The organism is Pseudomonas lactis, assembly GCF_001439845.1.
In the GTDB taxonomy this organism is placed as follows: domain Bacteria; phylum Pseudomonadota; class Gammaproteobacteria; order Pseudomonadales; family Pseudomonadaceae; genus Aquipseudomonas; species Aquipseudomonas lactis.
The window spans coordinates 244,774-259,504 of sequence record NZ_JYLO01000004.1 but is presented as its reverse complement, the minus strand read 5'-3'; the positions used below and the strand labels follow the sequence as shown (position 1 = coordinate 259,504).

The window sequence follows — 14,731 nt, the reverse complement described above, 5'->3', positions numbered from 1 at the left end:
GGTCTTGGGCAGCTGTCACTGTTTCGACTACGGCCACCTATTTATCCTAGTTGCAGGTGAACGGGTATAAGGTAAAGCACGATCAACCTTGACCTCAATAACCTTTTCTTTGGATGCAAGTTTATTTATAGGTGGTATTGATGAGCTTTTCTAGAAAATTGCTGTTGGGTTCATTGTTGGCGGTCAGTGCTAATAGTGCGTTTGCTGTGGACACGGCTGAGTTGCGTGTCATCGGTACTATTGCACCCACGGCGTGTACTCCAAACTTTGCAGGTGGTGGCGTTATCGACTATGGCGTCATCCCTACTGCATCGCTTAGTCCTACTGTTGCAACGCCTCTTCAAGTTCGCACCATGTCGTATACCATCACCTGCGATGCGCCTATCGCTATTGGTACGTCCTGGCAGGATAGTCGGGTCAGCAGCGCAGTCGGTGGTGGGCCTACTGGTTTTGGCCTTGGCCTTCAAGGTACCGCCAGCATTGGGCGTTACACCCTTGCCCAGCGACCTGGCAGCGGTGCCACTGGTGACGGAGCGCCTGTAGACCTCATCTCCCGGAATGGCACTGCTCCATGGATCGCGGTCGTAGGGGGGGGGCAGAATAATGCTGGTGCCGTTGTTCAGGCATATGCTGCGCCTGGCACGTTGATTCCAGCAGCCTACTCAATTTACACGGGGACCTTTGAAGTGGCCCCTAGTATCTCCCCCACAAGCACTCTGGATATGAGCAACTCTATTACTCTGGATGGCTTGGCTACCATGACCGTTCGCTACTTGTAACTGTCAGGGATCGCTATTGCGCACGTTCATCGTGCGCAATATTTAAAGTGGGTTGTTTTTTATGTGTGTTTTGCATGCAGGGCGAAGCTTTGCATGTTTTTTTAAGTTTGGATGTTGGTTTTGTTTTTTGATTTTAACGAGTGGAGTGTTCGATATGAATATTTTAAATAAATTAATCTTGCTGGCGCTTTCTATTCTGTTGATGGTTTTTCTTAGCCCGACGTCCCAGGCCGCCGGTATGCTCCCAGAGACTTCCGTGGTGCTGGTTAATGTCGCTGACGGTGAAGGCACCATGAATGTGACCAATACCGATAACCAAGCTGCACTGTTGTACACCTCACTGGAAAATGTGCCGGAGGATAAAGAAAGCCTTCTGGTGGTGAGCCCACCCGTTGCGCGGGTTGAGGCCGGTGAAAAGCAACTGGTGCGGTTTATCGTTCAATCGCAACGCCCTATCACCACCCAGCGGCTTAAGCGGGTAACGTTTGAAGGCATCCCGCAAAAAGACCCCAACGCTCAAGCGAAAATTGGTGTGACGGTGCGCCAGGATCTGCCCGTGCTGATCAGCCCGGCCGATTTGCCGGCCAAGACCGATCCCTGGACCTTGCTGGAGTGGAGCCTCACTGGCCGTGATCTGACGGTGAAGAATGACAGCCGGTACGTAGTGCGGCTTAACCAGGCGTTCAACGTCATGCCGGCCAACCTCACGCTGGAGCTGCCTGCCAGCTACATCCTGCCGGGCAAGACTCATCACTTCGAGCTGCCTGCAGGCACCACCTTGGGGGCTGATGCCTCGGTGCGCCTCTATCCGGTCACCCTCTACGGCTTCGCCACCCAGCCTTTTGACGCCCCACTGAAGAAGCACTGATCCCGTCCCAACTCTCCAAGTGGTGTGCCCATGATTGCTCAACCAACGATGGTGTATTCCCCTCCAGGGAATACGCGCGAACTCCCTTTGCCGATGCCAGCCTGGCGGGTCAAGCCGTTGCTGGCGATGATCGCCGGCCTGATCGCCTGTGACATGCAGATGGTCAGCGCCGCCTCGCCTGTCGCAACCCGCGACACGGCACTCCAGGATGCGCCGGCCCTGGCGTCTTTTGATCTGGACATGCTGAAAAGCCGCAGCCTCGATCCGAAGGTGGCGGAGTACTTCAGCCAGGCACCCCGGTTTTCCGAGGGGCGCCGCCGGGTGGGTTTGCAGGTCAACGGCAGCAATCGCGGCAGCGTGGAAGCGCAGTTCGATGCGCAGGGCTCTTTGTGTTTCGACCGGGCGCTGCTGGACCAAGCCAACCTGCGGGTTCCCGCGGACAAGTTTCGGTTGAACAACGATCAAGTGTCGGCGGACGGCTGCTACGACTTTGCCGCAGCCTACCCGCAGACCGAAGTGCAACTGCGCCCGAACCGCGAAGAAGTCGCCTTGCTGGTCAGCGGGGATGCCCTTCGCCCGGCCAGCGAAGACCTGGGAATCTATCAAGGCGGTGGTAGCGCCGGGCTGTTCAACTATGAAGTGCTGGGGCAGAACAACCAGTTCTCCGGTGGGCAGAGCAGCTATTACGCGGCCAATACCGAACTGGGTTTCAACGCCGGTGACTGGATCGTGCGCAGCCGTCAGGCGTACTCGATGCAGAACGACGTCAGCCGGTTCCAGTCGCTCTATACCTATGCGCAAAAAACCTTCGTACCGCTCAAATCCACACTGCAGGCGGGGCAGATCAACATCCGCAACTCGGTGTTCCAGGGCGCGGCAATCACCGGTGTGCAGGTTATCCCTGAAGCCGCGTTGCAAGGGCGCGGGCTGGGCGGTGCGACCGTCGAGGGCATTGCCCAGAGTGCGGCGCGGGTAGAGGTGCGCCAGGCCGGTGCGTTGATTCATACCAGCCTGGTACCTGCGGGCCCGTTCAAACTGCCGAATGTCCAGCTGTTGAACGGTCGTACAGACCTGGACGTGCGAGTGATCGAAGCGGACGGCTCCCAGCGCAGCTTTACTATTGCCGCAGCGTCGCTGGCCCAGGTTGCGCTCAGCGAGCCAGGCTATTCAATGGCTGCCGGTAAGGTGCGTACCTTCGATGCCCGAGACATGCAATCGCCGATGGTTGTCACGGGCTCGGGTGGCTGGCTGTTGAATCAGAGCAATAAAGTGTCCACGGGGCTGATGCTCAGCGACAACGACTACCGTGCCGTGGCCTGGACCCTGGATTCGAGCTTGACCCCCACTACTTCGTTGAATGTGCAGAACACGTTTGCCAACGCTGGTCAGGAAGGCAAGAGCGGCGCCCAGGCGAGTATCTCGCTGAACACCAGCCTGACTCCGAGGATCAGTGCGGGCGTCAATGCCACCCGGCAGACTGCGGGTTATCGCGATCTGCTCGACACTGCGCGTAAACACACCCCAGGTTATCTCGAGGGGCTTACCCGTGAGCAGTACGGTATGTCCCTGGGCTGGAACGATGACGTCCTGGGGGGATTGACCGCCAGTTACTCCACCGGCACCACGTTCGACGGGCAAAACACCCGGCACCTGAATGCGTCCTGGACGAAGACCTTCAAGCAGGCGACGGTCAGCCTGAACGTCGAGCGCTCTCTGGGTGGCAATCGTGAGGAGGCGCTTTTCGGCGGGCGGCGCTCTTCCAGCGACGACGGCAATGCCATGTACCTGACCGTCAGTGTGCCCCTGGGTGGCAAGCGCAATGTGCGGGCGTACGCTAACAAACGCGATGGCAGTACCCGTTTTGGTACCACCTACGATGACAATAGCAATGACTTCGCGACCTATCGTCTGAGCGCGGAGCGTGATACCGAACGCAAACAACAGGACTTCTCCGGCAACGTCAACCTGAAGCCACGTTATGCACAGGTCAACCTGGGTTACGCGCGCAATGGTGCCGACAGCACCAGCTATAGCGGCCAATTGCGTGGCGGCATGGCGTTGCATGAAAACGGCGTGACGCTGTCGCCCTACGCGTTGACCGATACCTTCGGCGTGGCCAAGGTCGGCGATGTTGGCGGCGTCAAATTGACCACGCCAAGTGGCCCAGTATGGACCGACCCGTGGGGCAATGCAGTGATCCCGCAACTCAATGCCTACCAGAACACCCGGGTGGAAATCGAGACCAAGAGTCTGCCGCGCAACGTTGATATCCAGAACGGTTTCAAGTCGGTTTCGGCCGGCCGTGGTTCGGTACAGAAGCTCGACTTTTCGGTGGTCAAATCACGTCGGGCCTTGTTGCGGGTGGTCGATGTCAGCGGCAAACCGATGGGCAAAGGCCTGGCCGTGTTCGATGCCAAGGGCCATTTCGTCACCACGGTGGTGGATGACGGCCAGGTGTTCTTGACCAACGGCAGTTGAGTGAGGCCCTGAACATTCACACCACCGATAGCACGTCCTGCGCGCTTGAGTTCAGCCTTGCGCAAGAGCCGGATCTGAACGTCTATTTTGAAACAGCCAACGCCACGTGCGCGGCCGGCTGATGGTCGACCCCGTGTCGGGGCGAGGAACGCTTATGAAAACGTCTATGTTGGGCCTTAAAGCACTCTCTCTCGGTGTACTGCTGATGGGGGGCGCGGCAATGAGCGGGCAGGCTTTGGCCGATGACTGCAAGATCAACCTGAGCCAGTCGCAGATGGATTTCGGGCAGGTCATAGCGCCCAACGCCAATGCTGCCTTGAATGCCGGCAACCAGCACAACCTGGGCAATCGGGTCATCAGCCTCAACGCCAGCTGCCCACAGCCCTCGAAGTTGCTGTTGGTGCTGCACGGCGAGCAGCTTGGAGCGAACTTCAAGTTCGCCAAGCAGGGGCAGACTCGCGTGGCCTTGAGCAACGCCTTGCTCGATGGGCGCAGCGTTGACCTGGCCCAGGTCAAGTCGCCTGGTGCGGTGGCCGGTGCCTACAGCTCGGTAGTCAACGTGGTGCCGGGGGACATGATCATTCCGGTGAGCGGTGGTGTGCCGGCGACGGGTTCGGTGTTATCGGTGCAGGTGGACGTCCAGCCGATAGTGCCGGTCGCCGAATTGCGTACCCGCGACGCCAAGACCCTGGAGGCCAATCTTTCCTTTCAGGTAAGGACCTACTGAGCGGAGTACAGACCGCTCGGTTTCACGGCGAATAAGCACCAGGAACTGATGCGGTGGTTTCAAGCGTGAGGAACAGCCTTCGGGGCTAATCCTTGTTTCTAAGAAGAAGGGCAAAAGTCTGAACGAGCGTTGCAATCCAAGTATTGCGATGCGGGTTCGTGCGAGCTTAAAAAAATAAGGGATGTGTTTTATGCCTGCTAAACCGAAGTATCGCCTGGTCTGTGTTGTAGGGGGCGTGGCGCTGGAAGTCATGGGCATGGGGAGCGCGCATGCCATAGCCGCGCCTGGCCTGGTACTGGATGGCGCGACCATCACCGTGAGCGGGAACAACTTGCCCGGTGTGCGTGATGGCGGGAATGATTTCCCGATCAACATCCGTGACAGCGTCATTACCGCCAATGGGCAGTTCAGCCATGGGGTGCTGCTGACGGGTACCCACAGTTCTGTGCAGGTCAGTGATTCACTGGTATCGACCCTGGGTGAGGCTAGCCATGGTTTTAGTTTTTCCGGCGTGAATCAGACGGGCATGTTGGACCAAACGCAGGTGAGCACGGTGGGCGAGAGCGCCTTTGCCTTGAACCTGAGGCAGGGCGCACAGGTGCAGGTTATCGGCGTGAGCCTGGAGACCCAGGGGCGGTTCTCCTCGGCCGCTGATTTGGCGGGTGCCAGCCTGCTCAGTGCCAGCAGCAGTCGTTTCCAGACCTCTGGCGACAATGCTCACGGGCTGTATCTGCTGGGTGCCGACGCCGGTCAACGGGCGCGGGCTAATCTCACCGACAGTGACATCCTCACCACGGGCGACAACGCTATCGGGGTCAACGTCAATCGCAACGCCATCGCGACCCTGGATGACACTCGAATTTCTACCCGCGGCGCGAACGCCTTTGGCGTCTGGGTGCCGGATGCAAACAGTCAACTGCTGGCAAACAACCTCAGCATCGACACCCAGGGTGATGGCGCCATCGGCGTCTTTACCCAGTTGGGCGGCAAAGCCAGCATCGACGGTGGCAGCGTGCGCACCCAGGGCAACCAGGCCTATGGCCTGTATGCTGGCAACGTGTCGTCCATGGAGGCGCGCCATTTGTCGCTACAGGTCGGGGCCAACAGTGTCGGAGCTTTTGCCAGCGATCGTTCACTCATCACTCTTGAGAACATCGACCTGAGCAGCGACCAGACGGCAATCGGCCTGGCGGCCTATTCCGGCTCGACCATCGAGGCTGCCGATTCGTCGATCACCCTCAGTGGCAATGGCGCGCGGGCGGCCCAGGCCAACAACGGTGGGACCTTGCGCCTCGACAGCCTGAACATCCAGGCCGCAGGAGCCGACAGCATGGGCCTGCAATCGCTGGCCAGTGCTGGCGTCAGTAATACATTCGAGGTGAACAACACCCAGCTTGACGTCGCCAATGGCCGCGCCATCAGCGTCCAGGGCGGCAGTGCGCAGATCGATCTAAGTGGCTCGACGCTGCGCGCGGACACTCTGTTGGCGGTGGATCAACGTACCCTCGCCGATGGTCGCGTGATCGACAGTGAAGATGTACTGGTCAAGGCCAGCCAATCGAGCCTGAGCGGCACCGTCCAGGCCAACGCGCACAACGCACAATTGCTGCTGGAGGAGGGATCCCACCTGTCTGGCACGGCCCATGGTTTGAATGTGCTGACAGTCAATCAAAGCACCTGGGACATGACGGGCAGTTCGCAGATCGGGCAGTTGAACCTTGATCGAGGGTCGGTGCGTTTCAGCAATCCTTCGCGCAGTGTGTTGGCCATTGATGGCAACCTCACCGGTAGCGGCACCTTCATGATGAGCACCGACCTTGCCAGCGAGCAGGGCGACCTGATTACGGTTGGCGGTTCGATCGAAGGCGCCCACACCCTGGTGGTGGAAGACTCCGGCCATGAACCGGCGGCGGCCAACGGTAAGCTGATGCTGGTGGATGGCAATGGTGGCGCGGGGGGCTTCAACCTGTATGGCGGGCATGTGGACGCCGGCGCCTTCCGCTACACCCTTGAGCAGCAGGCGGACGACTGGTACCTGGTCAACACCGCAGGTGTCACGCCCGTTGATCCTCCGGTTGACCCCGTTGATCCCCCAGTGAATCCGGTCAGTCCGATTGATCCCCCCGTCAGTCCATTTAACCCGGCGCCAGCGTATCTCTCTGCGGGTGCCAACGCTGCGATTGCCTCGCAGGCCGCTGCCGCCACCTTGTGGAATGCGCAGATGAACACCCTGGTCAAACGCTTGGGTGAGCTGCGTCTGGGCAAGGACGAAGGCGGTGTCTGGACCCGGGCCATCGGCAGTCGCTACAACGTTGCCGAGCACTCCAGTCGGGCCTTTAGCCAGAACAACAGCGGGATCGAGATCGGCGCGGACAAGGCGATCGGCCTGGCCAGTGGCAAGGTATATGTCGGCGGCATGTTCGGTACGGCCAAGTCCGAGCTGAACTTTGGCGAGGGCGCATCCGGGCAGATCGACAGCCGGATGCTGGGGGCCTATGCCACTTACCTGAACGACAATGGCGTGTACGTCGACAGCGTTATCAAGTACAGCCGTTTCGACAATGACCTCAAGCTGCCAACCAACCTGGGCAACGCGGTCAAAGGGTCTTACAGCGCTAACGGTTATGGCATGGATGTGGAGGTAGGCAAGCACATCAAACTCAAGGATGGCTGGTTCGTCGAGCCGCAGGTTGAACTCAGTGCCACCCGCACCACGGGCGCGCGTTACACCGCGAGCAACGGCTTGCGGGTCGAATCGGCGGCTATGGACTCGCTGCAAAGCCGCGTCGGCTCGTTGTTCGGTCGCAACTTGGCGCTGAGCAATGGCATGCAGGCCCAACCTTATGCCAAGGCGTCCTTCATCGCCGAACATGCCGGTGACAGCCATGTACAGGTCAATGGCTACAAGCTCAAGTCCGAGTTGCCGGGCAATAGGGTCGAGTTGGGTTTTGGCGCAATCGTGCAAGTCAGCGAGCGCAGCAAGCTCTCCCTCGATACGGAGTTCGCCAAGGGCAATGACATTGAACAGCCATGGGGCGTGACACTTGGCTATCGCTATACCTGGTAATTTCTGACTTCCCTCCTTTGCCCAGCGTTTGCTGGGTTTTTTTTGCCCGGAATTTTTAGTTCCGCTCCTTTTTGCATGAACCAGCCCTTGGGAAATTTCATACAAAAACTAAGGCATTTGTACCGGTTGTTTACCGGGTCGCTGAAGCAAGATGAGTGACAGTACTTCTCATGGGGGTCCACATGACCGTTTCTCCGTTGCGCGTCATCGTTCTTGAAGATCATTCTTTCCAGCGTGCCATTGCTGTCAGCATGTTGCAGCAATTGGGCTGCACAGAGGTGTTTCAGGCGGCGGACGGGGCAGAGGCACTGGCGGTGTTGGCGAGGGTTGGTCCGGTGGATATCGCATTGTGTGACCTGCGCATGGAGGGCATGGACGGCCTTGAGTTTTTACAGGCGGTCGGCCATGCAGGGCTGGTGGGTTCGGTGATCATCAGCAGTTCGCTGTCCGAGCAATTGCGTCGCACCGTGCGGCAGATCATTTCCCTGTTGGACTTGGAGTTGCTTGGCGATATCGGCAAACCACTGCACTACGAAACCCTGGAGCGCTTGCTAAAAAAGCAGCGCAGTCTGCCGCGTACTGGAGCACCGCCAGAGCCACAGGAGGTCTTGCCGGATGAGGCCCAGGTTCGGCAGGCGTTGGTGGCGCACGAGCTGTGTGGTTTTTTTCAACCGAAATTCATCCTGGAAACCGGAGAAATCACGGGCGTCGAAGTGCTGGCGCGCTGGCGCCACGCGTCCGGAAAAACCTTGCCCCCCACTAGCTTTTTGCCAGTCCTGGAGCGTTGCGGCTTGCTTGATGAGTTGCTGTGCCAGCAATTGCACGAGGGACTTGCACTGCAACGGCAATTGCGGGGGCAGGGGCATGACCTTGATTTCGCCTTCAATCTTCACGCTGTGCAGTTGGCCAATAGCAGTTTTGCGTCGCATATCGGCACGTTGCTCAGTGAGTACGACGCGCGGGGTTCGAGCCTGACCTTCGAGTTGACCGAGAGCGGCTTGCTGCAAGCGCCGCAAACCAGTCTGGAGTGTCTGTTTCGCTTACAGATGATGGGGTGCCGATTGTCGATCGACGATTTCGGTACCGGTTTTTCTTCACTTCAACGTTTGTTCCAACTGCCTTTCAATGAGATCAAGCTGGACGCCGGGTTTATCCAGGCATTGGCGCAAGAGCCGCGTTGCCACGCAGTGATCAGCAGCACTCTGGCGCTGGGAGAGTCGCTGGGGATGACAGTGGTGGCGGAGGGCATCGAAACCGACGAGCAGCACCAATATCTGCTGAACATGGGCTGCACCCAGGGGCAGGGTTACTGGTGTGCCAAGCCCATGAGTGGTGGCGACCTGCTGCGCTGGTTTCAGGGCGAGCAACAGCGGAGCCAGCGCGCATGACCAACAAAGCCCTGCGCATCCTGATCGCCGATGCTCGTCACGAGCAATGGCTGCACATCGAGAAATTGCTCAATCGCCTTGGCTATCACCGTATCGCGCCGATCGCCAGCTTCGACGAACTGGAGTTGCTCACCAGCGACCCGCAGCAACCGTTCGATCTGTTGATCGTCAGCAAGGCCTTGGTGGTGCCGGATGGTACGGATATCCAACAGTTCTGCAGCGTCCGTTCGCACATTCGTCATGTGCTGTTCTATGACAGCCCGGCACCGTCGTTGGAGCTGACTTGGCGCAGTCCTCAGCAGCTGGTCCGGTTGAGCCTCGCCGAGATACCGCAAGCCGACTCGTTGAGCAGGCTGATGAATTTCATTGATCCAGACATGAACTGCGCGATGACCCAGGGCTACGGCAGGGACTATCCGGTGGCCGACGACGCAACAGCGCAATCACACAGGCATTGAGTACGTCACTCAGCCCAAGCGTGATGCTTTCCATTTAAACCGTAAGAGAAAAAATAATGCATATGTTCAAGAGCGTTCCCGTATTGCTGCTTGCCAGTTCGACCCTCTACATTTCACAGGCGGTTGCCGCCCCGGCCGACGAGGAGGGCTACTACGGGGTGGTCCGTGTGATCAGCGCTGAACGCAAAGCCCGCAACATGGATTCCAGTGCCCGTCCCGGTATTGGTTCGTTCGTGTCCGGTGACGACAGTCAGAAGGACATGACGGGGTCTGTGGGCGTGGGTTACCGATTCGGCAATGGCTGGCGTGTGGAGGGCGAGTTGACCCTGCCGCAACGGGATAAATTCACCAGTGGCTCGACCACCTTCCCAACCAGTCTCAATGAGCACCATATTGACTCCAAGCGTGTGATGCTCAATGCCTATCGCGACTGGCGTATCAGCGAGAAGGTATCGATTTATGGTTCGGCCGGCCTGGGTCTTGCTCGCCTTGAGTCGAAGGGCTGGCAGGGCAACGAGTCGCGCCAGTATGGCGCCTCCACCCAAACCAATCTGGCGTGGTCGGTCGGCGCAGGCGTCGCCTACGACGTAACGGATCGCCTGGCCTTGGACCTGGGCTATCGCTACGTTGACATGGGCGATACCGAAAGTGGCTGGAACAACTTCCCGAATGCCCGTGGACTGCAGGATGAAAAGATGAAGGCTCACCTGGTCTCAAGCGAGTTCTCGCTGGGTATGCGTTGGTTTTTCTAAGGTGTTGCAGCTAGGCACGGGGCTGCGCAATTACCTGTAGATAGATGTTTGTGCACATAACGGTTCCTGCATGAAGTCCAGAGGTAGCGGTGTGATTGTTTTTATTCGTTGGGGGGGTCTGTGCGCGCAGATACTTATGTTTGCTCATGCAGAAGCGAGTTATTTTGACGCTCCTGAATCGTCCAATTCCTCAGAGTCATGCCCGCTACCTATGGATATTGAAAACAAAGACGGCGTTTTCATGTCTGCAGCAAAAAGAACTGGAGTGGCCTGGGTTGGGGTTGTAGTGGGCGCTGCGGTGGAGGAAGTCATACGGTTTAATAAAGCTATTTTTGTTTTGACTAATAGTGCAATTGATAGCGAGGGGTTCATCAGTGGGTGTGTTTATAGCCTTTCGGGCGGTCGGTTTCTGAGTCTGCGGCTCGCGTCTGTTGATGGCCGTGAGCACGTGATGTCTGTCGGAGCGTTCCCATCATGGCGGGTATCGCTGGATTACTATTCGCCAGCGATTCTTGAGTGTAACGATCAGTTTAGAGATGCGTGTAGCGTCATCTTGAAGTGAGTAAACAGTTCCTGCGGGAGGCTCTAAGACAATACGGTGTTGAAGGCAATACCGATGTGCCCTGCCTACGTGCAGACGCTCGGTTAAACGAGCACTATTGAATTTCTAGGTAACCCTTGACACTCCCCCGCGCCACGCACTCAATCGACCCCGGCCGTGCGAGCTGATGGCCATCTGATAGTCATTTAAAAGGGGACCAAGGATATGGGCGTTTTCGATTACAAGAGCATGAAGGGCGAGCACGCCAAGGCGCTGCTGAACAATGCCTTGGTTTTATCCGAGTACGCGTATGACTCCACTGGCAAACCCCTGGCGACGGGTGGCTGGGCGCCTATTGGGGCGCAGGCACTGGGCGTGACGCAGAAGGTCGACACGCAAGGCACCTTTTGGGGCGAGACCGCCTTGGCCCCATCAGCCAACGTTGAGATTCTCGGGCAGTACGATGGGGGCGGCAGGCTGATTGCCATGGGCATCGCCTTTCGCGGCACGTCCTTTGGCTTGACCTGGGATGGCGCGGGTGATGTGGCCAGCGACCTGGCGGCCGCAGCACTGCCTGGATACGCCGCCAATTACGCCAAGTTCGCCTTCAGCGCCCTGCTCGAAAACGTCGCTCGTTACGCCGCGAGCCAGGGCTTGAGCGGCAAGGACGTCCTGGTCACCGGCCATAGCCTCGGCGCACTGGGCGCCAACAGCGTGGCGACTTTGAGCCACGATCACTGGGGCGGTTTTTATCAGGACGCCAACTACGTAACCTTTGCCTCACCCACTCAACGTTCGGGTGACGCCCAGGTGTTGAATATCGGCTACGAGAACGACCCGGTGTTCAAAGCCATTGATGGCAAAGGCATCAATACCTCGGCACTCTTCTGGGGTAACGACCGGGGCTGGGATTCGGCCGCCAACAACCTCGTCATCTTTACGGATAATTACGCGTCGTTCTCGGCACATTTACCCAATACGCTGAATTGGGGCGTTGCCAAGGCTCACTCCTTGAGCGGTTATATCGAAGGCTTGGGGCGTATCGCGTCCTCCGAGTTCTACGACCTGACGAGCAAGGATTCGACCATCGTGGTCTCCAGCCTCACAGAGGCTGCGCGTGAAACCACCTGGGTAGAAGACCTGAACCGCTACGCTGAAAAACACACCGGTAACACCTTTATCCTCGGCACCGAGGGCAACGACCTGCTCAAGGGCGGAGCCGGCAATGACTTCCTGGAAGGCGGCGGCGGCAATGATCGTTTTCGCGATGATGGCGGCTACAACATCCTGCTGGGCGGGCAGGGCGATAACGTCTTCGAACTGCACAAACCATTGGCCAGCTTCGGCTTTGCCAACGATGGCGATGGCACGCTCTATATCAACGACGCCTATGGCGGCATCAGTATGACCCGGGATATTGGTGCGCTGGTGAGCCAAGAGAAGTCCTACATATTGTGGAATTCAGTCCCCTGGAGCACCTATAACGTAACCGGCCAAGGCCTGCTGGCCGGCACAGCCTTGACGCCCTACACGGCCTCTGCCAACGGCGATGCGCAGGACAATATCCTCACCGCTCATGCTGCAGGGGAATGGTTATTCGGTTTGGGCGGTGACGATCATTTGATCGGTGGCCAGGGCAATAATGTGTTCGTCGGTGGGGAGGGCAATGACCTGATGGTGTCGGGTGGTGGCAGCAATACTTTCCTGTTCAACGGCCTCTTTGGCAATGACCGGATCGAGGGGTACCAGGGCAGCGATAAACTGGTGTTCATGGGGATTCCTGACCTGGGCCAGCAATACGATTACCGCTCCCATGTCTCGATGTTCGAGGACAATGCGCTGTTGTCGTTTGGCGACAACTCGGTGACGTTGGTTGGCGTAAATATGACTGAGTTGAATGGGACGGGGATTTATATTTCCTGAATCTCCAAGCAACGGTGATGTGACGCTGAACCTGTGGCGAGGGAGCTTGCTGCCGTGACGGCCTGTCAGCCTAGGCGTATCTACCTGATTCCCCACATTTGGATCGCGGCGTGTCAGTGAGAGCAGCGTCTGCTGTCAGACCGCTACGGGAGCAAGCTCCCTCGCCACAGGTGCGGCGCGCACCCCCCTCACTAGCTACATCCTTGTAGCCAGTGAGGGGGCGTAAGTTGCATCAGACGGGATATCTCGATGCTATCCACTACGGGTTTGTCACCGAATTCAAACCCGTTGCCTTACAGCCTCCGGTTACTTGAGCGTAACGTCGAGCATCGGCGGGATGTAACCGTAGTCATACTCAGCGACCACAAACGTTTGCTGCCCTTTGATCTTGATGCCCACCGTCGGTGCTTCGGTGCCGCCGATACGGATCTGCGTGCCGGTGTCGTCGGTCGGTACGCTGTCGATGAAGGAGGTCACCAGGCCGTTGGGCATGACGCAGTGCGAGTAGGTCTGGAACGGTTGGGAGGACGGGTTGCCCAGTACCAGACCAGAGCCGTTCAACGGCACATACGGACCGAACAGCGAATCGGCGACGAAGCCGTACACGCCGTCCGGGCCGGTCACGCCGTCGGCGTAGGTGAAGGTGTGGCTGATGGTGAACAGGTAGTACTTGCCGTCCTGGAACACGAAGTGCGGGCGTTCGGTCTGGTCGTTGACGCCCACCGCGGTCAGCAGCGGTGGCAGCATTTCCCAGTCGTCGCCGTCTTCGTCGCGGGCCACGGCGATACCGACGCAGGCAGTCTGGAAGCGCGAGTTACCGACGTCTTCATAACCTGGCGGCACGTCGCCGATTTCGGCTTTACCGACCTTGTGCGAGCCGCGTTCGCCAGCCACGTTGCCTTCGAACAGCATGTACAGCTTGCCGTCTTTCGGGTCGCGGAACGGCCATGGATCGCGAAAGCCCCAGAACGCATTTTGCGCTTCGGTCTGGTACATCTTGCCGTCCGCCTCGAACAGCGGCTTGACCTTCTCAAAGCCCACCAGGCTGACGCCATGCTCGGTGGTCACCACGCGGCCACGCACCTTGACGATGGTCGCGCCGGGCGTGACGGCGGTGTAGTACAGGTCTACTTCGCCTTGCTCGTTCAACAGGATCGGCGTGCCGGCCCATTCGCGCACGGTGGGCGAAACCCCTTCAGCCATCACTCGGCCGCCGAGCTTCCAGTCTTTGCCGGTGCGGGAGAACCAGTAGTACATCTTTGCCCGGCCATGGCGATCGTTCCAGTCGCGGATGACGTCGTAGTTGCCATTCTGATCGAGGTATTGCGGGTCGTTCGGGTGGCGATCCGCGGTGAGGGTGAAGATCACCGACCACCCATCGACGGAGGTGATGTTGCCGTCGATATCACGCAGCGGCATGGTGTCCCAGATAAACACCTCGTCACTCAATACCGGGAAGTTCGCACTGACCAGCGGCTGGGTGGTGGTGGGGTCGTCCGCATGCACTTTAAGCGCATCGGCGCGGGTCCACAGGCTGGGTTGATGGGGTGTTTTGCCAAATTTCGAAGGGGTGCTTTTCATAGTAAGTCTCGTCCATGAAGGGAATCAAATTACTGTATTCATATACAGTGATTTGACTTTAGAAGACTCGATTCCCGTGGTCAAGGCAAAAAATGCATTTGTGCATGATTTGGCTTTTTATAGGAGCTGAGACGTTTCAGCTTGTCTTGTTTGAAGAGGTTCGATCATT

At 58.2% G+C, this 14,731-nt stretch carries 11 protein-coding genes; 10 read left to right on the top strand and 1 reads right to left on the bottom strand.

The features are described from left to right. Positions 1 to 140: 140 nt before the first annotated feature. The 10 genes from TX24_RS32890 (at position 141) to TX24_RS08140 (ending at position 12,981) form a co-directional block, all read left to right on the top strand. Positions 141 to 779 (top strand): DUF1120 domain-containing protein, encoded by a 639-nt coding sequence (locus TX24_RS32890; RefSeq protein WP_082628780.1) that lies wholly within the window; start codon positions 141 to 143, stop codon positions 777 to 779. A 154-nt stretch (positions 780 to 933) separates the two neighbouring features. Next, complete coding sequence (locus TX24_RS08175; protein WP_087149715.1) at positions 934 to 1,647, top strand: fimbria/pilus chaperone family protein; 714 nt, start codon at positions 934 to 936, stop codon at positions 1,645 to 1,647. Between the two features lie 30 nt (positions 1,648 to 1,677). Further along, the gene (locus TX24_RS08170) at positions 1,678 to 4,125 is read left to right on the top strand and encodes a fimbrial biogenesis usher protein (RefSeq protein WP_082628779.1); all 2,448 of its coding nucleotides are present in this window, start codon (positions 1,678 to 1,680) and stop codon (positions 4,123 to 4,125) included. A 154-nt stretch (positions 4,126 to 4,279) separates the two neighbouring features. Then, positions 4,280 to 4,852 (top strand): DUF1120 domain-containing protein, encoded by a 573-nt coding sequence (locus TX24_RS08165; RefSeq protein ID WP_157255543.1) that lies wholly within the window; start codon positions 4,280 to 4,282, stop codon positions 4,850 to 4,852. A 190-nt stretch (positions 4,853 to 5,042) separates the two neighbouring features. Continuing rightward, complete coding sequence (locus tag TX24_RS08160; RefSeq protein ID WP_157255542.1) at positions 5,043 to 7,919, top strand: autotransporter outer membrane beta-barrel domain-containing protein; 2,877 nt, start codon at positions 5,043 to 5,045, stop codon at positions 7,917 to 7,919. A gap of 182 nt (positions 7,920 to 8,101) precedes the next feature. Continuing rightward, the gene (locus TX24_RS08155) at positions 8,102 to 9,307 is read left to right on the top strand and encodes an EAL domain-containing response regulator (protein WP_057710105.1); all 1,206 of its coding nucleotides are present in this window, start codon (positions 8,102 to 8,104) and stop codon (positions 9,305 to 9,307) included. Further along, positions 9,304 to 9,765 carry a hypothetical protein gene (locus TX24_RS08150; RefSeq protein WP_003190409.1) on the top strand — a complete coding sequence of 154 codons (462 nt, stop codon included), beginning with the start codon at positions 9,304 to 9,306 and terminating at the stop codon, positions 9,763 to 9,765. Before TX24_RS08155 ends, TX24_RS08150 begins: the two co-directional genes overlap by 4 nt. A gap of 56 nt (positions 9,766 to 9,821) precedes the next feature. Then, a complete protein-coding gene (locus TX24_RS08145) occupies positions 9,822 to 10,517 on the top strand; it encodes an outer membrane protein (RefSeq protein WP_003190410.1) in 696 nt (231 codons plus the stop codon). A 70-nt stretch (positions 10,518 to 10,587) separates the two neighbouring features. Beyond that, positions 10,588 to 11,079 (top strand): DUF3757 domain-containing protein, encoded by a 492-nt coding sequence (locus tag TX24_RS30520; RefSeq protein ID WP_082628777.1) that lies wholly within the window; start codon positions 10,588 to 10,590, stop codon positions 11,077 to 11,079. 204 nt (positions 11,080 to 11,283) lie between these two features. Continuing rightward, positions 11,284 to 12,981 (top strand): polyurethane esterase, encoded by a 1,698-nt coding sequence (locus TX24_RS08140; protein WP_057710104.1) that lies wholly within the window; start codon positions 11,284 to 11,286, stop codon positions 12,979 to 12,981. Between the two features lie 306 nt (positions 12,982 to 13,287). Here the strand turns inward: TX24_RS08140 and TX24_RS08135 are convergent, their stop codons facing one another. Continuing rightward, on the bottom strand, positions 13,288 to 14,562 hold the full coding sequence (locus tag TX24_RS08135) for a glycoside hydrolase family 68 protein (protein ID WP_034127090.1): 1,275 nt from the start codon (positions 14,560 to 14,562) through the stop codon (positions 13,288 to 13,290). Positions 14,563 to 14,731 lie beyond the last annotated feature (169 nt).

Coding starts and splice junctions, on each gene's coding strand:
- TX24_RS08175 (WP_087149715.1), top strand. CDS start 934: ATGAATATTTTAAATAAATTAATCTTGCTGGCGCTTTCTATTCTGTTG.
- TX24_RS08140 (WP_057710104.1), top strand. CDS start 11,284: ATGGGCGTTTTCGATTACAAGAGCATGAAGGGCGAGCACGCCAAGGCG.
- TX24_RS08155 (WP_057710105.1), top strand. CDS start 8,102: ATGACCGTTTCTCCGTTGCGCGTCATCGTTCTTGAAGATCATTCTTTC.
- TX24_RS08135 (WP_034127090.1), bottom strand. CDS start 14,562: ATGAAAAGCACCCCTTCGAAATTTGGCAAAACACCCCATCAACCCAGC.
- TX24_RS08150 (WP_003190409.1), top strand. CDS start 9,304: ATGACCAACAAAGCCCTGCGCATCCTGATCGCCGATGCTCGTCACGAG.
- TX24_RS32890 (WP_082628780.1), top strand. CDS start 141: ATGAGCTTTTCTAGAAAATTGCTGTTGGGTTCATTGTTGGCGGTCAGT.
- TX24_RS30520 (WP_082628777.1), top strand. CDS start 10,588: ATGAAGTCCAGAGGTAGCGGTGTGATTGTTTTTATTCGTTGGGGGGGT.
- TX24_RS08165 (WP_157255543.1), top strand. CDS start 4,280: ATGAAAACGTCTATGTTGGGCCTTAAAGCACTCTCTCTCGGTGTACTG.
- TX24_RS08160 (WP_157255542.1), top strand. CDS start 5,043: ATGCCTGCTAAACCGAAGTATCGCCTGGTCTGTGTTGTAGGGGGCGTG.
- TX24_RS08145 (WP_003190410.1), top strand. CDS start 9,822: ATGCATATGTTCAAGAGCGTTCCCGTATTGCTGCTTGCCAGTTCGACC.
- TX24_RS08170 (WP_082628779.1), top strand. CDS start 1,678: ATGATTGCTCAACCAACGATGGTGTATTCCCCTCCAGGGAATACGCGC.